Here is a 20559-nt window from a genome sequence, read left to right as displayed (position 1 = left end):
CAGGGGATTGCGGATCGGAGCGGCCGCACCACGCTGTGCACCCGCGCATCCGTCCACTTTGGATCCACTTCCGGAGCCACGAGGCTAGCCCGCCTGCGCGCCGCGCTGCCACGACGCCGACGCGCGCACGGGCCGCGAAGGGGGTATACCGGTGTAGGTCCGGGAGTTACCAACCGACTTGACGGAGCCTCGGCGGATGTCGAGCCGGGGCTTGGTTATCGGCGTGCCACTACGTACGAGTAGTTAACCAAGCGCACGGATTGGGTGGCACGAGAGTGGGAAGGGCTCCCCGGGTACACGCACGGCGCACACCGCACACCACCTCTCCCGCCACCCGAGTGAACGCGGACAGGAGCGGCCATGCCCGCAGCCCAGCCGTCTTCTGAACGGCTAGAAACAGAGCGAACAGAGCGTGCACTGCCGGCTGCCCCGTCAGCCGGACCGCCCACACCTAGCCCCGCGAACTGCCCCCAGGTGATCCCATCATGATCGGTCGCATTCCCGTGCTGGACGTCCGCCCCGCCGTCGACTGCGGCGCCAGACCCGCCAAGGCGGTCGTGGACGAGGTCTTCCGGATCTCGGCCACCGTGTTCCGCGAGGGCCACGACGCCGTTTCCGCCCACGTGGTACTCCGGGACCCGAGCGGACGGCTGCGGCCGCCCGTGCCGATGCACGAACTCGCTCCCGGTACCGACCGGTGGGGCGCCAGGGTCTGCGCCGACACCGAAGGGCGGTGGACGTACACCGTCGAGGCGTGGAGCGACCCCATCGCCACCTGGCGCGCGCACGCCGCCATCAAGATCCCCGCGGGGATCGACACCGGGCTGATGCTGCTCGAAGGCGCGGAGCTGTACGCGCGGGCCGGCGCGAAGATCCCCAAGAAGGACGGTCGCGCGCACGTGCTGGCCGCCGCCGAGGCGATGCGCGACGAGGACCGGGAGGTCTCCGTGCGGTACGCGGCCGCCCTCGCCGCCCCCGTGACCGAGGCCCTCGCGCGGCGCCCGTACCGGGAGCTGGTCAGCGCCGCCAAGCCGCTGCCGCTGCTCGTCGAGCGCAAGCGGGCCCTCTTCGGCTCCTGGTACGAGATGTTCCCCCGCTCCGAGGGAGCGGTGGTCGAGCCCGGCTCGGCTCCGGTGAGCGGGACCTTCCGGACGGCCGCCGAGCGGCTGCCGGCGATCGCCGCCATGGGCTTCGACGTGGTGTACCTGCCGCCCATCCACCCCATCGGCAGCACTTACCGCAAGGGCCCCAACAACACCTTGTCGGCCGGTAGTTGGGATCCGGGCGTGCCGTGGGCCATCGGGTCGACCGAGGGCGGCCACGACGCCGTCCACCCGGAGCTGGGCACCATCGAGGACTTCGACGCCTTCGTGGCGCGGGCCCGGGAACTGCGGATGGAGATCGCCCTGGACTTCGCGCTCCAGTGCTCGCCCGACCACCCCTGGGTGGAGAAGCGGCCGGAGTGGTTCCGCCACCGCGCGGACGGGACGATCGCGTACGCCGAGAACCCGCCGAAGAAGTACCAGGACATCTTCCCGATCCACTTCGACACCGACATGGCCGGGATCGTCGAGGAGACGGTACGGATCCTGCGGCACTGGATGGACCACGGCGTCCGGATCTTCCGGGTCGACAATCCGCACACCAAGCCCGTCGTCTTCTGGCAGAAGGTGATCGCGGACATCAACAAGACGGACCCCGACGTGATCTTCCTGGCGGAGGCCTTCACCCGCCCCGCGATGATGCGCGCCCTGGCCGCCGTCGGCTTCCAGCAGTCCTACACGTACTTCACCTGGCGCAACACCAAGGCAGAGCTGACCGAGTACCTGACCGAGCTCGCCGACGACCGCTCGGCGGCCGTCATGCGGCCGAATTTCTTCGTCAACACGCCGGACATCCTGCACGAGTACCTCCAGCACGGCGGACGTCCCGCCTTCGAGGTGCGGGCCGTGCTCGCCGCCACCCTCTCCCCCACCTGGGGGATCTACGCCGGGTACGAGCTCTGCGAGAACGAGCCGGTCAGGCCGGGCAGCGAGGAGTACATGAACTCCGAGAAGTACGAGTTCCGGCCACGCGACTGGGCCGCCGCCGAGCGCGAGGGCCGCACCATCGCCCCGCTGATCACCACCCTGAACCGGGTCCGCCGCCGCAACCCCGCCCTCCAGCAGCTGCGCGACCTGCACTTCCATTCGACCGACAACGAACAGGTGATCGCCTATTCGAAGCACGCCGGAGCCAATTCCGTACTGGTGGTCGTCAACCTCGATCCGCACCACACCCAGGAGGCGACCGTCTCGTTGGACATGCCGGTACTCGGCCTCGACTGGCACGGGTCCCTCGCGGTGCGCGACGAGCTCACCGGCGAGACCTATCACTGGGGCAGGGCGAACTACGTGCGCCTAGAGCCGGGCAGGACGCCCGCGCACGTGCTGGCCGCTCTGCGACCGTCCCCGCCCACCGGAGGGTCACCCATCACATGATGATCAACGATCCCGTCCCCGACATGTTCGAGGACACCCCCGCCAAGGACCGCGACCCCGACTGGTTCAAGCGGGCGGTGTTCTACGAAGTCCTCGTCCGCTCGTTCCAGGACAGCAACGGCGACGGCGTCGGCGACCTGCAGGGGCTCACCTCCAAACTCGACTACCTCCAGTGGCTGGGCGTGGACTGCCTCTGGCTTCCGCCGTTCTTCGCCTCGCCGCTGCGCGACGGGGGCTACGACGTCTCCGACTACACCTCCGTGCTGCCGGAGTTCGGCGATCTCGCCGACTTCGTGGAGTTCGTGGACGCCGCGCACCAGCGCGGCATGCGGGTAATCATCGACTTCGTCATGAACCACACGAGCGACCAGCACGAGTGGTTCCAGCAGTCGCGCAAGGACCCGGACGGACCGTACGGCGACTACTACATGTGGGCCGACAACGACAAGCAGTACCAGGACGCCCGCATCATCTTCGTCGACACCGAGACCTCGAACTGGACGTACGACCCCCTGCGCAAGCAGTACTACTGGCACCGCTTCTTCTCGCACCAGCCGGACCTCAACTACGAGAACCCGGCCGTGGTCGAGGAGATCATCTCGGCGCTGCGCTTCTGGCTGGACCTCGGCATCGACGGCTTCCGCCTCGACGCCGTGCCCTACCTGTACGCCGAGGAGGGCACCAACTGCGAGAACCTCCCGCGCACGCACGCGCTCCTCAAGCGGGTCCGGGCCGAGATCGACGCGCACTACCCCGACACCGTCCTGCTCGCCGAGGCCAACCAGTGGCCAGAGGACGTGGTCGACTACTTCGGGGACTTCGCCAAGGGCGGGGACGAGTGCCACATGGCGTTCCACTTCCCCGTCATGCCGCGCATCTTCATGGCGGTACGAAGAGAGTCCCGCTACCCCGTCTCCGAAATCCTGGCCAAGACCCCGGCGATCCCGGCGAACTGCCAGTGGGGCATCTTCCTGCGCAACCACGACGAGCTCACCCTCGAAATGGTCACGGACGAAGAGCGCGACTACATGTACTCCGAGTACGCCAAGGACCCGCGGATGCGGGCCAACATCGGCATCAGACGCCGGCTGGCACCGCTGCTGGACAACGACCGCAACCAGATGGAGCTGTTCACCGCCCTGCTCCTGTCGCTGCCCGGCTCGCCGGTGCTCTACTACGGCGACGAGATCGGCATGGGCGACAACATCTGGCTCGGTGACCGGGACGGCGTGCGCACGCCCATGCAGTGGACGCCGGACCGCAACGCCGGTTTCTCCTCCTGTGATCCGGGCAGGCTGAACCTGCCGGTCATCATGGACCCCGTCTACGGGTACCAGGTCACCAGCGTCGAGGCGGCGATGGCATCGCCCTCCTCGCTCCTGCACTGGACGCGCCGGCTCATCGAAGTCCGCAAGGCCAACCCCGCCTTCGGTCTCGGGTCGTACACCGAACTGCCGTCGAGCAACCCGGCGGTCCTCGCTTTCCTGCGCGAGTACGGGGACGACCTCGTGCTGTGCGTGCACAACTTCTCGCGCTTCGCCCAGCCCACCGAGCTGGACCTGCGCGCGTTCAACGGGCGGGTGCCCGTGGAACTCACGGGCGATGTGCGGTTCCCGCCGATCGGCGAGTGGCCGTACCTGCTGACGCTCGCGGGCCATGGCTTTCTGTGGTTCCGCCTGCGCACTGAGTAGTCCGGCACCGAAAAGCGGGTAACGGCGGTACGGGGCGGGCGCGCGAATGGGTCAATCGCCCGCCCCTGTACGGATCATCCTGACCCGACACTCGCACACCGCCGGACAGCAACCATCGCCATCCGGGACACTCTGCGCATTCTGTGACGGCCCGGGGAAAGGACGCGACGCCATGTCGGAGGCTGCATCCGCCCGGAGCCGCCAGGGAAGCCTGGCAGGAGTCCCGCTCGGACCGCTGGAGCCCATGCTGCGAGCCTGGCTGCCGAGACAGCGCTGGTTCGCCGGAAAGGGACGCCCCATCACCCGGCTCCGGATGGTCTCGGCCGTCGAACTGCTGCCTCCCGGGGCCTCGCCAGGGCTGCTCCACCTGCTCGTCGGAGTGGACGCCGAGGGCAGTTCGGACTGCTACCAGCTGCTGCTCGGGGTACGCCCCAACCTGCCTCCGGCGCTCGCGCCCGCGCTGATCGGGTACGCCGAACAGGGCCCGTACGCGGGGCACGCCGTGTACGAGGGCCTCGGCGATCCGAGGCTCGCGGCGCTGCTGCTGGAACGATTGCGCTCCCCGGGCGCGCTCGGCCCGCTGCGCTTCGAGCGGGACCCCCATGCGCTCATCCCGGCGGCGCCCACGCCCCGGCCGCTCTCCGGCGAACAGACCAACTCCTCGCTGATCTACGGGGATTCGCACATCCTCAAGGTGTTCCGCCGGGTCGGTCCGGGGATCAACCCGGACCTGGAACTGCCCCGGGCGCTGGCCGAGGTCGGCTGCGCGCGGGTACCCGCGCCCGTCGCCTGGTACGAGGCCGAACTGCCCGGCTCCGAACCGCTGACCCTGGGGGTGCTCCAGCCGTACCTGCGCGGCTCCGTCGACGGGTGGCAGCTCGCGCTGGGCCGGCTCGGCGCGGGGGCCGACTTCACCGCCGAGGCACACGCGCTGGGCCGGGCCACCGCCGAGGTGCACATCGCGCTCGCCGACGCCCTGCCCACCCTGGCGCTGGATCCGGAGCAGACCGCCCGGCTCGCCGCAGGGATGACGGCGCGGCTGGCCGCCACCGCCCGGGAAGTACCCGCGCTGCTGCCCTACGAGGCGGGGCTGCGGGGGGCGTTCGACGCGCTGGCCGCCTCCCGGGGCGCCGGGGTCGCCGCCCAGCGGATCCACGGGGACCTGCACCTGGGGCAGACCCTGCGCACCCCCGACGGCAGTTGGGCGCTCATCGACTTCGAGGGCGAACCGGCCCGGCCGCTGGCCGACCGCCGCCGCCCCGAACCGGCGGTGCGCGACATCGCCGGGATACTGCGTTCCTTCGACTACGCGGCCCGCTCGCACCGGCCGTTCGCCCCCGCGTGGGCCGACGACTGCCGGGCCGCGTTCTGCGAGGGCTACGCGCGCACCACCGGGCGGGACCCGCGCGAGGACCCGGTCCTGCTGCGGGCGTACGAGACCGACAAGGCGGTGTACGAGGCCCGCTACGAGTCCCGGCACCGCCCCGACTGGCTGCACGTCCCGATGGCGGCGATCCGGCGGCTTTCGGAGCCCCAGCGGCCGGCCCACCGGCTGCCGTCCGCCCCGGGCGGCGCCGCCCACACCCAGCCCCATCCGAAGCCCCCGAGGAGGCCGCTCGCGTGAGCGCCGCACGACAGCCGTCACCGACCGTCCGCGACGAAGCCGCTACCGCCCCCGAGCCCGCGAGGAAGGCTCGTACCCCCCGCGCCCGGCGGGCCGCCGCGCCCCAGGGCGTCTCGCCGGCGCCCGTGCTCGACGCCGGGGAGCGGGCCCGGCTGCTGGAGGGCCGCCACCACGACCCGCACGCCGTACTGGGCGCCCGCCCCGGGCCCGGCGGGGTGGTCTTCCGCGCGCTGCGCCCGTACGCGAAGTCCGTCACCGTCGTCACCGACGGGCTGCGGGCCGAGCTCCTCGACGAGGGCGACGGCCTGTTCTCGGGGCTGCTGCCGCTGACCGAGGTGCCCGAATACCGCCTGCTCGTCGGGTACGACGGCGACGGTGTCGAGGTCCACGACCCCTACCGGTTCTTGCCGGCGCTGGGCGAACTCGACCTGCACCTGATCGGCGAGGGCCGGCACGAGGAACTGTGGACGGCGCTGGGCTCGAGGGTCATGGAACACCAGGGCGTGAGCGGAACCCGCTTCACGGTGTGGGCGCCCAACGCCCAGGGCGTGCGGCTGATGGGCGACTTCTCGTACTGGGACCCGGGCGCGTACCCGATGCGCTCGCTGGGTTCGACCGGGGTGTGGGAGCTGTTCCTGCCGGGGATCGGCGAGGGCACCCTCTACAAGTACGACATCACCCGCCCCGACGGCGGCCACACGGTGCGCGCCGACCCGATGGCGAGGCGGACGGAGGTCCCGCCGGCGACCGCCTCGATCGTCACCGACTCCCACCACACGTGGCAGGACGCCGAGTGGATGGCCACACGCGGCGCCCGGCCGGCCCACCTGTCGCCGATGTCGGTCTACGAGGTGCACCTGGCGTCGTGGCGGCCGGGGCTCTCGTACCGCGAGCTCGCCGAGCAACTCCCGGCGTACGTAAGGGAGCTGGGCTTCACACACGTGGAGCTGATGCCCGTCGCCGAGCACCCCTTCGGCGGGTCCTGGGGCTACCAGGTCACCGGCTACTACGCACCGACCTCACGGATGGGCACCCCGGACGACTTCCGGTTCCTCGTGGACTCGCTGCACCGGGCCGGGATCGGCGTGATCGTCGACTGGGTCCCGGCGCACTTCCCGCGCGACGAGTGGGCGCTGGCCGAGTTCGACGGCCGGCCGCTGTACGAGCACCACGACCCGCGGCGGGCCGCACACCCGGACTGGGGGACGCTGGAGTTCGACTACGGCCGCAAGGAGGTGCGCAACTTCCTCGTCGCCAACGCCGTGTACTGGTGCCAGGAGTTCCACATCGACGGGCTGCGGGTGGACGCGGTGGCCTCCATGCTCTACCTCGACTACTCGCGCGAGGAGGGCCAGTGGCTCCCGAACGAGCAGGGCGGGCGGGAGAACTGGGACGCGGTCGCACTGCTCCAGGAGATGAACGCGACCGTGTACCGGCGCTGCCCGGGCGTGGTGACGATCGCCGAGGAGTCCACCGCCTGGGAGGGGGTGACCCGGCCGACGGACGCGGGCGGGCTGGGGTTCGGCCTCAAGTGGAACATGGGCTGGATGCACGACACCCTGCGCTACGTGTCGAAGGAGCCGGTGCACCGCAAGTACCACCACCACGACATGACCTTCGGGATGATCTACGCGTACAGCGAGAACTACGTGCTCCCGATCTCGCACGACGAGGTGGTGCACGGCAAGGGCGCGCTGGTGTCGAAGATGCCCGGCGACTGGTGGCAGCAGCGGGCCTCGCACCGCGCGTACCTGGGCTTCATGTGGGCCCACCCGGGTAAGCAACTGCTCTTCATGGGACAGGAGTTCGCACAGGGGGCGGAGTGGTCGGAGGAGCACGGGCCGGACTGGTGGCTGGTGGACCCCGGGTACTCGGCGGCCGGTGACCACCGGGGCGTGCGCGACCTCGTGCGGGACCTGAACCACACCTACACGGCCACGCCCGCGCTGTGGGAGCGGGACACCGTGCCGGAAGGGTTCGCGTGGGTGGAGGCGGACGCCTCGGACGACAACGTCTTCGCGTTCCTGCGGTACGCCGAGGACGGCTCGCCGCTGCTGGCGGTGTCGAACTTCTGCCCGGTGGTCCGGCACGGCTACCGGATCGGGGTGCCGGAGCAGGTGGCGCAGTGGCACGAGGTGCTCAACACGGACTCCGAGGCGTACGGCGGCAGCGGGGTGCGCCACCTCCAGCCGCTGCGCCCCGAGCCGGTCGCGGCCCAGGGGCGCCCGGTGAGTCTGCGCCTCACGCTGCCGCCGATGGCGACGGTCTGGTTCAAGCCGTAGCGAGCTCGGGCTCCAGCTCCTGGAGGAGCTTGCGCTTGGCGCGGGCCCCGACCATCTGCCGGACGGGCTCGCCGTCGCGGAAGAGGATGAGGGTCGGCAGGGACAGCACCCCGTACCGGATGACGGTGGCGGGGTTGCTGTCCGCGTCGATCTGCACGACCTTGAGCCGGTCGGCCTCCTCGGCGGCGACCGCGGAGATCACGGGTGCGATCTGCCGGCAGGGGCCGCACCAGCCGGCGGTGAACTCCAGGAGCACGGGCCGGCCGCGTTCGCCGAGCACCTCCGTCCCGAAGTCCGCATCGGTCACTTCGGCGACGCCTTGAGCCTTCATCTTCTTCTCCGTTCGTCCGGTCGGGCCTCTGGCGGCCCTCCGGTCGGGTCTGCGGTCGGGTCTGCGGTCGGGTCTGCGGTCGGGTCTGCGGTCGGGTCTGCGGTCAGCCCAGTTCACAGCGGGGTGCGGCGGCCCCTCCGGCCGCCTCCTCGGCTTCGGCCAGCTGGCGCGCGACCGTCTCCCGTACGTCGGCCAGCCGGCCGATGACGGCGTCGAGTTCGGCGAGCTTGCGCCGGTAGACGGCGAGCGAGGCCGGGCAGGAGTCCCCGGCCGGGTGTCCGGCGCGCAGGCACTCCACGAAGGGCCGGGTCTCCTCCAGCTCGAAGCCGAAGTCCTGGAGCACCCGGATCTGGCGCAGCAGGCGCAGGTCTTCCTCGTCGTAGGTGCGGTAGCCGTTGCCGGTCCGCCGGGCGGGCAGCAGCCCGCGCGACTCGTAGTACCTCAGGGTCCGCGTGCTGGTCCCGGCCCGCTCCGCCAGTTCGCCGATTCGCATGCCGAGACCGTAAGCCTTGACGTCGAGGTCAAGGCAAGGAGGCGTTCGGGGCCCTCGCCACCCCCGTATGCGAGGGCCCCGGTATGGATCACGCGGGCGACGGATGGCCGGTTCACGGCCGTGACGGGGATCACTCGGCCGTTGTTCCGGTAACCCTGAAATCGAGTGGCGAAATCCCTACGCTGAAATGGATCTTCGCTCCATCCGATTACCGGACGGTCGCCGGGAAACCCACCCAAAGCGGCGAACTCAATAGGACATTCCTACGAGTTATGAGCTTGTTTGAATGGTCTGTAGTCGCCACGCCTTGGCAACTCCTACCGTGTGCCCTGTGCATTCCAGCCCCCCTTTCAATGCCCCCGCCGCGCGTCGTCTCCGCGCGGCCCTGGGCATGGCTCCCGGCCACGTCGCCTTCGGCCTGCGCGCCCAGTACGGCCTGACGGTCGCGCCCGAGACGGTGATGGCGTGGGAGCGTGGCGAGATCTCGCCGTCGTCCGCCGAACTCACGGCGCTCGCCGGTGTGTTGTGGTGCGCCCCCGGGGAACTGCTCGCGGAGCCGGTGACCCTGAGGGAGCACCGGATGGCCCGGGGCCTGGCCCCCGACGAGCTGGCCCGGCGCATCGGGATGGAGACGAACGCCTACCAGAAGATGGAGGACTCCGGCCGCTGGAAGGGCAACGAGCGGCAGTCGGCCGCCCTCGCCGCGACGCTGGGGCTGAACCTGCCCCAGTTCGTGAGGGCCACCGGCAAGGAGCAGGAGCTGGCCGAGCTGCTGCGCAGCGCGGTGACCACCCGCTGGCAGGCGTACGCGAAGCCGCTCGGCAAGCTGCTGCCGGTGCCCCGGGCGGACCTGGACCGGGTGCTGGAGAAGATGCACGGCGAGTACCAGTCGCTGATGCTCACGACCTTGAGCTGGGGCGGAGGGGGCGCGACGGCGACGGGCGACGGCGGCCGGGAGTACCTCTCGCAGATCGTGGACCGCTTCTGGGCGGTGGCCGTCGGCACGATGTAGGACACCGCACGGGGTGCGGCCCCACGCCGGCGGCGGACCGGACCGGTCAGAAGACCGACTCGGCCTCGTACATCCGGTGGTCCGGGACCCGCTTGAGCTCGGTGACGGCAGAGGCCAGGGGGGCCATGACGATGTCGGTGCCGCGCAGGGCGGTCATGTTGCCGAAGTCGCCCCGGTGCACGGCCTCGACGGCGTGCCAGCCGAACCGGGTCGCGAGGACGCGGTCGTACGCGGTGGGCGTGCCGCCGCGCTGGACGTGGCCGAGGATGACCGGGCGGGCCTCCTTGCCCAGGCGGTGCTCCAGCTCGACGGCCAGGCGGTTGCCGATGCCGGCGAAGCGCTCGTGCCCGTACGCGTCGATCTCGCCCTTCTCGTACGGCATGGAGCCCTCGGCCGGGTGCGCGCCCTCGGCCACGCAGATCACCGCGAACTTCTTGCCACGGGAGAAGCGTTCCTCGACCATCTTGACCAGGGCGTCCACCTCGAAGGGGCGCTCCGGCAGGCAGATCCCGTGGGCGCCGCCGGCCATGCCGGACTCCAGGGCGATCCAGCCCGCGTGCCGGCCCATGACCTCGACGACCATGACCCGCTGGTGGGATTCGGCGGTGGTCTTGAGGCGGTCGATGGCCTCGGTGGCGACCATCACGGCGGTGTCGAACCCGAAGGTGCGGTCGGTGGAGGAGATGTCGTTGTCGATGGTCTTGGGCACCCCCACGACCGGCATCCCGGCGTCGGAGAGCATCCGGGCGGCGGTCAGCGTGCCCTCGCCGCCGATCGGGATCAGCGCGTCGATGCCGTACCGGGTGGACAATTCCTGCGCGTGCTCGGCGGCTTCGTGCAGCCGGGCACGCTCCATGCGCGCCGAGCCGAGGATGGTGCCTCCGCGGGCCAGGATGCCGCTGACGGCGTTGATGTCCAGGGGGCGGTAGTGGCCGTCGAGCAGGCCCTTGAAGCCGTCCTCGAAGCCGATGACTTCGTCTCCGTGTCCGACCAGCGCACGGTGTACGACCGACCGGATGACGGCGTTCAGCCCTGGGCAGTCGCCGCCTGCGGTGAGAACTCCGATACGCATCGTGCTGTGTCTCCTGCTCCTGGTCGTACCTGGCCGTACGCGTGCGGGCGGGCGGCCGTACATCTGAAAGGCGTATTACTGGGGCCTTGTCCGATTGTTCCACGGGGCGGGGGCGGGGCGCTCTTTCCCGGCAGGTGTCGTAGCTAGGCTCAGAGGTATTGTCAAGAGGTCAAGCCCACCCTAACCGGGACAACCGACCTACAAAGATCGACGAGCATGGACGGAGAGCACGCGTGACGCGCAGCGTGTATGTGACCGGTATCGAGCGGGGGGACGGCCGGCAGGTCGTCGAGCTGGGGATCATGGAGCTGCTGGCCCGGCAGACGGGCCGGGTGGGCGTCTACCGTCCGCTGCTGCACGACAGCCCCGACCGGCTCTTCGACCTCTTGAAGGCGCGCTACCGGATAGACCAGGACGCGGCGTCCGCGTACGGCATGGACTACCACGAGGCCTCGGCCGTCCTCGCCGAGAAGGGTACCGACGAGCTGGTGTCCCGGCTGGTCGAGCGCTACCACCGGGTGGCCCGCGACTACGAGGTCGTGCTGGTGCTGGGCACCGACTACGCCGACACCAACCTGCCGGACGAGCTCGCGCTGAACGCCCGCCTGGCCAACGAGCTGGGGGCCGTGGTCGTGCCCGTCGTGGGCGGTACGAAGCACTCCGCCGAGGCCGTCCGCGCGGAGGCCCGCAACGCCTACCGGGCGTACGAGGGCCTCGGCTGTCACGTCGTGGCCATGGCGGTCAACCGGGTGGCCGCCGAGGACCGCGACGTCATCGCCGAGTGGCTGGCCGCCCGCCTCCCCGTGCCCTGCTACGTCCTGCCGGACGACAAGTCCCTCTCCGCCCCGACCGTCGCCGAGATCACCCGGGCGCTGGGCGGCGAAGTACTGCTGGGGGACGACGCCGGGCTCGCGCGCGACGCCCTCGACTTCGTGTTCGGCGGCGCGATGCTGCCGAACTTCCTGGGCGCGCTGACCCCCGGCTGCCTGGTCGTCACCCCCGGGGACCGCTCCGACCTGGTGATCGGCGCGCTGGCCGCGCACACCTCCGGCACCCCGCCGATCGCCGGGGTGCTGCTGACGCTGAACGAGCGCCCGGGCCGGGACATCCTGACGCTGGCCTCCAAGCTGGCGCCCGGCACTCCCGTGGTGTCGGTGGCCGGGAACAGCTTCCCCACGGCCGCGGAACTCTTCTCGCTCCAGAGCCGTTTGAACTCCGCGACGCCGCGCAAGCTGGAGACCGCGCTCGGCCTCTTCGAGCGGCACGTGGACACCGCCGAGCTGCGCGACCTGCTGTCGGTCGCCCGCTCCGAGCGGGTCACGCCGATGATGTTCGAGAACGAGCTGCTGGAGCGGGCCCGCTCCGAGCGCCGCCGGGTCGTGCTGCCGGAGGGCACCGAGGAGCGCGTGCTGCGCGCCGCGGACGTGGTGCTGCGGCGGGGGGTCTGCGACCTGACCCTGCTCGGCGAGGAGCCGGCGATCCTCAAGAAGGCCGCCGACCTGGGCATCGACATCTCGGGCGCCCAGCTGATCGACCCGGCGACCTCGCCCCTGCGTGAACGTTTCGCCGAGTACTACGCCCAGGCCCGGGCCCACAAGGGCATGACCGTCGAGCTGGCCAACGACGTGGTCACCGACGTCAACTACTTCGGCACGCTGATGGTCCAGGAGGGCCTGGCGGACGGGATGGTCTCCGGCGCCGTGCACTCCACCGCCGCGACCATCCGCCCCGCCTTCGAGATCATCAAGACCAAGCCGGAGGCGTCCATCGTCTCCTCGGTCTTCTTCATGTGCCTGGCCGACCAGGTCCTCGTCTACGGGGACTGCGCGGTCAATCCGGACCCCGGTGCCGAGCAGCTCGCCGACATCGCCGTCCAGTCCGCCGCCACCGCCGCCGCCTTCGGCGTCGAGCCGCGGATCGCGATGCTCTCGTACTCCACCGGCACCTCAGGTACCGGCGCGGACGTGGAGAAGGTCCGCAAGGCGACCGAGACCGTCCGCGAGCGGCGGCCCGACCTGCTGATCGAGGGGCCGATCCAGTACGACGCGGCGGTGGAGCCCTCCGTCGCCGCGACGAAGCTGCCCGGGTCGGAGGTGGCCGGGCGGGCGAGCGTGCTGATCTTCCCCGACCTCAACACGGGCAACAACACGTACAAGGCCGTACAGCGCTCGGCGGGCGCCGTCGCGGTCGGTCCGGTGCTCCAGGGGCTGCGCAAGCCGGTCAACGACCTGTCGCGCGGCGCCCTGGTCCAGGACATCGTCACGACGGTGGCGATCACCGCGATCCAGGCCCAGTCGCCGGCCCCGTCGTCCGCCCGGCCGGCGTCGGCCGGCTGACCCGTACGTCCCACGTTTCCTTCGGCCACCCCCTCACCAGAGAAGGCATCCGCACCTGTGACCGCATCACGCATCCTCGTCCTCAACTCCGGCTCCTCCTCGCTCAAGTACCAGCTGCTCGACATGGCGGACTCCTCCCGCCTCGCCGTGGGCCTGGTCGAGCGGATCGGCGAGGAGACGTCCCGGCTGGTCCACGAGCCGCTGACCGGACCCGGGGCCGAGGGCGGCAAGCGCGAACGCGCCGGGGCGATAGCCGGCCACGAGGCCGCCCTGAGGGCCGTCGCGGCGGAGCTGGCCGCCGACGGACTGGGGCTGGACTCCCCCGAACTGGCCGCGGTGGGCCACCGGGTGGTGCACGGCGGCACCCGGTTCACCCGGCCGACGGTGATCGACGACGAGGTGCTGGCGGAGATCCGCAGCCTGATCCCGCTGGCCCCGCTGCACAACCCGGCGAACGTGACGGGCATCGAGGTGGCCCGCTCCCTGCGCGCCGATCTCCCGCAGGTCGCCGTCTTCGACACGGCGTTCCACGCGACGGTGCCGGAGTACGCGGCCCGGTACGCGATCGACGCCGAGACCGCGCGCAAGTACTCCATCCGTCGGTACGGGTTCCACGGCACCTCCCACGCCTGCGTGTCGCGGGCGACCGCCGCGCTGCTCGGCAGGCCGGTGGAGGACGTCAACGTGATCGTGCTGCACCTGGGCAACGGGGCGTCGGCCTCGGCCGTGCGGGGCGGGGTCTGCGTGGAGACCTCGATGGGCATGACCCCGCTGGAAGGACTGGTCATGGGAACCCGGTCGGGGGATCTGGATCCGGCCGTGATCTTCCACCTGGCGCGGGTAGGCGGCCTCTCGGTGGATGAGATCGATTCGCTACTGAACAAGAAGAGCGGTCTGCTGGGCATGTGCGGCGACAACGACATGCGCGAGGTGCTGCGGCGCGCGGGCGAGGGGGACGAGGCGGCGTCGACGGCGTTCGCCGCGTACGTGCACCGGCTGAAGAAGTACATAGGGGCCTACTCGGCGGTGCTCGGGCGGGTGGACGCGGTGACGTTCACGGCCGGGGTCGGCGAGAACGCCCACCAGGTCCGGGAAGCTGCGGTGGACGGGCTGGCCGAGCTGGGCCTGGTGCTCGACCTGGAGGCCAACGCGGTGCGCTCCTCGCAGCCGCGGCTGGTCTCGGCGGAGTACGCCCGGGTGGCCGTGGCCGTGGTACCGACGGATGAGGAGCTGGAGATCGCCACCCAGGCCTACGCGCTGGTTACCCAGTAGTCACTTTGGACTTTCCACCAGACGGAATATTCCGCTACGAAACAAACCGATAGGATCCGCTCCATGCGCCGTTCCAAAATCGTCTGCACGCTGGGCCCCGCCGTCGACTCGTATGAGCAGCTGAAAGCACTCATCGAGGCAGGCATGAACGTGGCCCGATTCAACTTCAGCCACGGATCCCAGGCAGAACACCAGGAGCGGTACGACCGCGTCCGGAAGGTCTCCGAGGACACCGGGCGCGCGGTCGGCGTCCTCGCCGACCTCCAGGGCCCGAAGATCCGTCTGGAGACCTTCGCCGAGGGTCCCGTCGAGCTGGTGCGCGGTGACGAGTTCACCATCACCGTCGAGGACGTCCCCGGTGACAAGTCCATCTGCGGCACCACCTACAAGGGCCTGCCGGGCGACGTCGCCAAGGGCGACCCGATCCTGATCAACGACGGCAACGTCGAGCTGCGGGTCACCGAGGTCGACGCCCTCCGCGTCAAGACCATCGTCATCGAGGGCGGTGTCATCTCCGACCACAAGGGCATCAACCTGCCCGGCGCGGCCGTGAACGTGCCGGCCCTGTCGGAGAAGGACATCGACGACCTGCGCTTCGCGCTGCGGATGGGCTGCGACATGGTCGCCCTGTCCTTCGTGCGCGACGCGAACGACGTCAAGGACGTCCACAAGGTGATGGACGAGGTCGGCCGCCGGGTCCCCGTGATCGCCAAGGTGGAGAAGCCGCAGGCCGTCGAGAACATGGCCGCCGTGGTGGACGCCTTCGACGCGGTCATGGTGGCCCGTGGTGACCTGGCCGTCGAGTACCCGCTCGAAAAGGTCCCGATGGTGCAGAAGCGGCTCATCGAGATGTGCCGCCGCAACGCCAAGCCGGTGATCGTCGCGACCCAGATGATGGAGTCGATGATCACGAACTCGCGTCCCACGCGCGCGGAGGCGTCCGACGTCGCCAACGCGATCCTGGACGGCGCGGACGCGGTCATGCTGTCGGCGGAGTCCTCGGTGGGCGCCTATCCGATCGAGACCGTCAAGACGATGTCGAAGATCGTCGCGGCTGCGGAGGAGGAGCTCCTGTCCAAGGGCCTCCAGCCGCTGGTGCCGGGCAAGAAGCCCCGTACGCAGGGCGGCTCCGTCGCCCGCGCGGCCTGCGAGATCGCCGACTTCCTCGGCGGCAAGGCGCTGATCGCCTTCACGCAGTCCGGCGACACGGCCCGGCGGCTGTCGCGCTACCGCGTGCAGCAGCCGATCCTGGCCTTCACCACGGACCAGAACACCCGCAACCAGCTCACGCTGAGCTGGGGCGTCGACTCCTACATCGTCCCCCACGTGGACACCACGGACGCGATGGTCGACCTGGTGGACGGCGAGCTGCTCAAGCTCGGCCGCTACAACACCGGCGACACCATGGTCATCACGGCCGGCTCTCCCCCCGGCGTCCCGGGCACGACCAACATGGTCCGCGTCCACCACCTCGGTGGCGCCACGCCCACCGCCTGACCCACCCGCTCCCCCTCTGCCGCACAGGGACCGAGGGCGGCGCCCGACCCCTCACGGGGTCCGGGTGCCGCCCTCGGTGCGTGGGAACGACGGAGCTCCCGGCAGCGCGACCGCTGCCGGGAGCTTCCGTTTGCCGCTCCGGGTTACTCCGGGGGGCCTACGTAGTTGTGCAGGCCCGGGACCGTGAGGTTGCCGCCGAACTGGCCGGCCTGGACGACCTTGACGTTGGTGAAGAACGCGAAGGGGACGTTCAGGGGCGGCGGGGAGTTCGGGGTGAACTCGATCGGGATCAGGCCGAACAGGTTCCCCTTGAGGCTTTCGGTGTACATCGTCACCTTGCCGCCGCGGATCGTGGACGTGGAGCCCGGCCGGGACTTGAGGTGGGCGACGTTCCCCGTCTTGCCGACCGTCTGGTAGAGGTCCTTGATGTCCAGGGAGTCCGCGGTGAACTTGAGGACCTTCTTGGTCTTGCCGCCCGCCGTCTTCACCTCCACGATGCCCGCGTAGTCCAGGCCGTAGAGGGTCAGCAGGGAGCTGTCGAGGTACCACGGCTCGTCCGGCAGCAGCGGGATGCCCTGCTCCAGGGAGGCGTCGGCGAGGGCCTTGGCGTCGTAGGTCGGGCAGGGGAAGGGTTCCTTCCCGTCCGCGTCCTTGGTCGCCGAGGGGGATCCGGACGGGGAGGGCGAGGCCGTCGGCTCGTCGTCGGCCGCCTTGGCCGTCTTGCCCGTCTCGTCCTTCGGGGCCTTGGCGGTGTCCTTGACGTCCTGCGGCAGCTCCTGGACCGAGGCGCCCGCCTTCTTCGCCGCCTCGCGGATCGCGTCCGCGGAGGGGTCGGGGGTGGGCGTGGCGGTCTTGGCGGACGCGGACGGCGCCGGGGGGGCCGGCTTCGTCGCGTCCTGGAGGGGCTTCGTGATTCCTCCGACCAGGCCCGAGAGCGCGTCGCCGACACCCAGCGGGTCCAGGGGGTTCTTCGGCTTCGCCGCCGGCGCGGAGGCCGAGGGCGAGGGAGAGGAGGGCTGCGGGGCGCTCTGCTTCGGCGCCGGCTTCGCCGCCTCGGCGGCCGGCTGCGACGCCGACGGGGTCGGCCCCGGCTTCGGCGCCTTGCTCCCGCCGGTCGGGGCGGACGCGCTCGGCGAGGGCGAGGCGGAGGGCGAACCGGACGGCGAACCGGACGGCGTCGGGGACTGCGACTCCTTGGGCTCGTCGGAGCGGGTCACGCACGGGCCGGGCGCGAAGGGGATGTCCTTGTCGTCGGCCAGGGCCAGCTTCGGGGCGAGACCCATTCCGACGAACACGGCCGTCGGCATCGCCGCCAGCGCCATCGTCTTGCCGACGGGTATCTGGATCTTGTTCAGCAGCGACTTCCGGGGCGCCGCGTGCCGCGGACCCCTTCTTTCGCGGGACTCCGCGCCAGGGGCCACGCCCTGCTGCGTCTCGTCACCCCGCACTGTTCCTCCCGCCATCGGCGTGGGCAGTCGTCTCGCTCGGGTAAGCCGTTTCCGTGCCGCGGGGTCCGGGGACGTAGCCCGCGGGGGCGTCCGCGTACGCCTGCGCCTCGTCCGCCGCCGCTTCCTGCGCGTCGGTGCGGTCCTCGGGACCGGCCGGCTTGCCCGGCACCCACGACAGGGCGAGCGCGCCGCCGAGCAGCGAGAACAGGAAGCCGATGAAGAAACCGCCGAGGTTGGAGACCGGCAGGGACACCAGGGCCAGCAGGATCGACGCCACGCCGGCGAAGACCCGGATGCCCTGCTGGAACCACAGGGCCACGCCGAGGGTCATCAGCAGGATGCCGATGATCAGCGAGCCCGCGCCCGCGGTGGTCGCCATGGCGATGGTGATGTTGCCCAGGCGGAGGTCCGCGTAGGGGAAGTACGCGATGGGAAAACCGCCGATGAGAGTGAACAGGCCCGCCCAGAAGGGCCGGCCGCCCCTCCAGGCGCGGAAGCGGTAGTACACCACGGTGAGCCAAGCGTCGTCTGCGGCGCGAACCGGGGCCTGGGGGTTCATGGACAACAGCTCCCTGGAAACGGTGGTACGGAGAACTCTGTGGTGCTCGGAGGGACGGGCGGCGACGGCCGCCACCGCCCGCCTCTACCGCTCACCTGCCAGGAACGACTACTTCTCGTCCTGGTAGCACGGCTGGTCACCGCTGAGCAGACGCAGCTTGAGGTCGGGCAGCGTGAAGGTGCCCGCCGTCGTCGCCCACGCCTTCTGGCGCACGTTCGTCAGCACGGCCTTCTTGGCGCGCTGCGAGAACAGGGCGCCGTTGGCCACCGTGCCGGCCTGCGGCGTGGTCGGGTGCTCCGCCGTGCCGCCGGCCGCGTCCACCGCGACACCGATGTCGAGGTTGCTGAACGTGGCGTCGGTGTCGAGCTCGGCGACGTCCAGGTAGATGTTCTCCGCGACCGCCGGCTTGCCCTTGTTGCCGGTCTGGAGCTTCATCGTGACCGCGCCGAGGCCGGGAATCGGCGTCACCAGCGACTGGCACATGTTGGTGATCTCGGCGTGCCGGAACCCGGAGATCGTGACCGGGTGCGCCGCGTCCTTGCCGTCGAGGCCCTTGCCCTTGGCGACGCTGCCGTACTGCAGCAGGTCGTCACCGTCCAGCTTGTCGGCCGAGACCTTGAAGTCCTGGCCGGAGACGCTGAAGGACGCCGCGAGGGCACCCTGCGCCAGACCGACACCGACCGCGGCCGTGGCCGCGATGCTCGGCACCATGACGAGCGCGAAGCGCTTCCATCTGGTCCCGCCACGAACCTGAGAACTCATCTTGTTCCTCCTTCTCGGACGTACATCTCCGGTCCGGGCCGTGCCCGTCCTGGGATGGGAGAAGTGCTACGTCCTCGGGAAGGAGCGCTGGCGGCCGAGCCGCAGCAGAGCCGCGTCGCGTACACCGGCGTTCACCCCCGAGCGACAACCACTGGGCCACGCGTTCGCGCAACCAGGAGGACAGGCTCCGCCGGTGCGGCGAAGACCCCCCTGTCCTACGGCCGGCGATACCGCCACCGGCCGGCTCGGTGGGGACCCTCGCCGCGGCTCCGGATGAGCGGCTCTGCGGGAAGGACCGAGCGTCGCCGATCGTGGTCCATTCCAGGCCGGTACACAAGGGGGTTCGTTACTGGCGGGTAACGGGTGGATAACCACGGTGCGGCGCGCCGTCGTCGGGCAGCAACACAGGGTGTTACCCAGGGCCACGACAATGAGGAGGAACACGAACCAACCGGACAGAACACGGGGTTCGATTTACTGGGAGTAACAGCAGCCGCGATTACCAAGTTTTGGCAAAGCGCGGCCGCTGTTTACCTCCGTGTCAACAAATCGCCGGTGGCGCACCACCCACGACGCAGCGCCTAGAACAGCACCCGGGCCAGCGCCGTCCGGGCCGCCGAAACCCGCGGGTCGTCCGCCCCGATGACCTCGAACAGCTCCAGCAGCCGCAGTCGCACGGCGTCCCGGTCCTCACCGAACGTCACGCGCACGGTGTCCACCAGGCGCCCGAAGGCGTCCTCCACATGACCGCCGACCAGGTCGAGGTCCGCTGCGGCGATCTGCGCCTGCGGGTCCCTCGGCCTCTCGGCCGCCGCCGCGCGCACCGCCTGCGGGTCCATGTGCTGGACCCTGGAGAGGAGCTCGGCCTGGGCCAGGCCCAGCTTGGCCTCGGTGTTGTTCGGGTCGTCGACCAGTACGTTCTTGTACGCCTGCACCGCTCCGGCCAGGTCACCCGCGTCCAGCGCCACGACCGCCGCCTCCAGCAGCGCGTCGTACGGACCGGCGGCGGGACCGGCTGCGGAAGCCGCGGCCGGGGCTTCGGCGCCCTCGGCGGCCGGGTCGACCTGGAGCCCGAGCAGACCGAAGCGCTCCTCGGCGACCTGGACCAGCTGGGCCAGCGTCGCGCGGATCTCCTGCTCCGGGGCCGCACCCTGGAACAGCGGCAGCACCTGGCCGGCCACCACGGCGAAGACCGCCGGGATGCCCTGGATGCCGAACTGCTGCATCAGCATCTGGTTGGCGTCGACGTCGATCTTCGCCAGCACGAGCCGGCCGTTCGCCTCGACGGTCAGCCGCTCCAGCAGCGGGCCGAGCTGCTTGCACGGCTCGCACCACTCGGCCCAGAAGTCGAGGACGACCGGAACCTGGTCGGAGAGGCGGATGACGGTGCTGTCGAAGGCGGCCTCGTCTACGTCGATGACGAGTGCGGACGGCGGTACGGCGCCGGCGGACGGGCCGGACGCGCCGCCGCCCTGCCGGGCCGCCTCGGCGCGCGCCTGTTCGGCCTTCGCCTTGGCGTCGGCGGCCGCCTTCACCGCGGCGAGGTCTACGACGCCGCTCATGGACATGTTTCTGGGCTGCATGCGTACATCCTCCCCCGTGTGCGCGCGCCGACGAAAAGGATCGGGCAAGCCGGCCGGGAAATTCCCGTGCCGGTATCCCCCGTGCGGCGCCGGGTCCCCACCTGGCGCCTGTAGCTT

Annotated in this window: 15 protein-coding genes; 8 read left to right on the top strand and 7 right to left on the bottom strand. The window is 70.7% G+C overall.

Going from position 1 to position 20559, the window contains the following annotated elements; all coding sequences use genetic code 11:
- Positions 1–485: 485 nt before the first annotated feature.
- The 4 genes from OHA81_RS21885 to glgB all read left to right on the top strand — a co-directional run bounded on the left by OHA81_RS21885 (position 486) and on the right by glgB (position 8077).
- Entirely contained in the window at positions 486–2480 is a 1995-nt protein-coding gene (locus tag OHA81_RS21885; RefSeq protein WP_329198417.1) for an alpha-1,4-glucan--maltose-1-phosphate maltosyltransferase, read from the top strand.
- Positions 2477–4171, top strand: coding sequence for a maltose alpha-D-glucosyltransferase (gene treS / locus OHA81_RS21880; RefSeq protein WP_329198414.1), 1695 nt, complete (start codon positions 2477–2479; stop codon positions 4169–4171). Before OHA81_RS21885 ends, treS begins: the two co-directional genes overlap by 4 nt.
- Before the next feature lie 172 nt (positions 4172–4343).
- A complete protein-coding gene (locus tag OHA81_RS21875; protein ID WP_329198412.1) occupies positions 4344–5795 on the top strand; it encodes a maltokinase N-terminal cap-like domain-containing protein in 1452 nt (483 codons plus the stop codon).
- Positions 5792–8077, top strand: coding sequence for a 1,4-alpha-glucan branching enzyme (gene glgB, locus OHA81_RS21870; RefSeq protein WP_329198409.1), 2286 nt, complete (start codon positions 5792–5794; stop codon positions 8075–8077). Before OHA81_RS21875 ends, glgB begins: the two co-directional genes overlap by 4 nt.
- Here glgB and OHA81_RS21865 read toward each other — a convergent pair.
- Together OHA81_RS21865 and OHA81_RS21860 are read right to left on the bottom strand one after the other, a co-directional pair.
- The gene (locus OHA81_RS21865; protein WP_329198407.1) at positions 8067–8408 is read right to left on the bottom strand and encodes a thioredoxin family protein; all 342 of its coding nucleotides are present in this window, start codon (positions 8406–8408) and stop codon (positions 8067–8069) included. The two genes, glgB and OHA81_RS21865, sit on opposite strands and share 11 nt — an antisense overlap.
- 103 nt (positions 8409–8511) lie before the next feature.
- Positions 8512–8901, bottom strand: coding sequence for a MerR family transcriptional regulator (locus tag OHA81_RS21860; RefSeq protein ID WP_329198405.1), 390 nt, complete (start codon positions 8899–8901; stop codon positions 8512–8514).
- A 286-nt stretch (positions 8902–9187) separates the two neighbouring features.
- On the opposite strand from OHA81_RS21860, the gene OHA81_RS21855 reads away from it, so the two are divergent.
- Positions 9188–9913, top strand: coding sequence for a helix-turn-helix transcriptional regulator (locus OHA81_RS21855; RefSeq protein WP_329198403.1), 726 nt, complete (start codon positions 9188–9190; stop codon positions 9911–9913).
- A 46-nt stretch (positions 9914–9959) separates the two neighbouring features.
- Here the strand turns inward: OHA81_RS21855 and OHA81_RS21850 are convergent, their stop codons facing one another.
- Entirely contained in the window at positions 9960–10985 is a 1026-nt protein-coding gene (locus OHA81_RS21850) for an ATP-dependent 6-phosphofructokinase (RefSeq protein ID WP_329198402.1), read from the bottom strand.
- 233 nt (positions 10986–11218) lie between these two features.
- Here OHA81_RS21850 and pta point away from each other — a divergent pair, with 233 nt between their 5' ends.
- The 3 genes from pta to pyk all read left to right on the top strand — a co-directional run bounded on the left by pta (position 11219) and on the right by pyk (position 16090).
- Entirely contained in the window at positions 11219–13321 is a 2103-nt protein-coding gene (gene pta / locus OHA81_RS21845) for a phosphate acetyltransferase (RefSeq protein ID WP_329198400.1), read from the top strand.
- Between the two features lie 57 nt (positions 13322–13378).
- Positions 13379–14593: an acetate kinase gene (locus tag OHA81_RS21840; protein WP_329198398.1), complete on the top strand. Its 1215-nt coding sequence runs from the start codon at positions 13379–13381 to the stop codon at positions 14591–14593.
- Positions 14594–14656: 63 nt separating this feature from the next.
- Positions 14657–16090, top strand: coding sequence for a pyruvate kinase (gene pyk / locus OHA81_RS21835; RefSeq protein ID WP_329198396.1), 1434 nt, complete (start codon positions 14657–14659; stop codon positions 16088–16090).
- A 143-nt stretch (positions 16091–16233) separates the two neighbouring features.
- Here the strand turns inward: pyk and OHA81_RS21830 are convergent, their stop codons facing one another.
- The 4 genes from OHA81_RS21830 to OHA81_RS21815 form a co-directional block, all read right to left on the bottom strand.
- The gene (locus tag OHA81_RS21830) at positions 16234–17538 is read right to left on the bottom strand and encodes a hypothetical protein (protein WP_329198394.1); all 1305 of its coding nucleotides are present in this window, start codon (positions 17536–17538) and stop codon (positions 16234–16236) included.
- Positions 17528–18097 (bottom strand): DUF6114 domain-containing protein, encoded by a 570-nt coding sequence (locus tag OHA81_RS21825; RefSeq protein WP_329198392.1) that lies wholly within the window; start codon positions 18095–18097, stop codon positions 17528–17530. Before OHA81_RS21825 ends, OHA81_RS21830 begins: the two co-directional genes overlap by 11 nt.
- A gap of 108 nt (positions 18098–18205) precedes the next feature.
- On the bottom strand, positions 18206–18859 hold the full coding sequence (locus OHA81_RS21820; protein ID WP_329198390.1) for a DUF6230 family protein: 654 nt from the start codon (positions 18857–18859) through the stop codon (positions 18206–18208).
- 581 nt (positions 18860–19440) lie between these two features.
- Entirely contained in the window at positions 19441–20442 is a 1002-nt protein-coding gene (locus OHA81_RS21815; protein WP_329198388.1) for a tetratricopeptide repeat protein, read from the bottom strand.
- Between the last annotated feature and the right edge of the window lie 117 nt (positions 20443–20559).

Source organism: Streptomyces sp. NBC_00667 (genome assembly GCF_036226825.1).
Taxonomy (GTDB): Bacteria; Actinomycetota; Actinomycetes; order Streptomycetales; family Streptomycetaceae; genus Streptomyces.
This window is presented reverse-complemented; position numbering and strand designations above follow the sequence as displayed.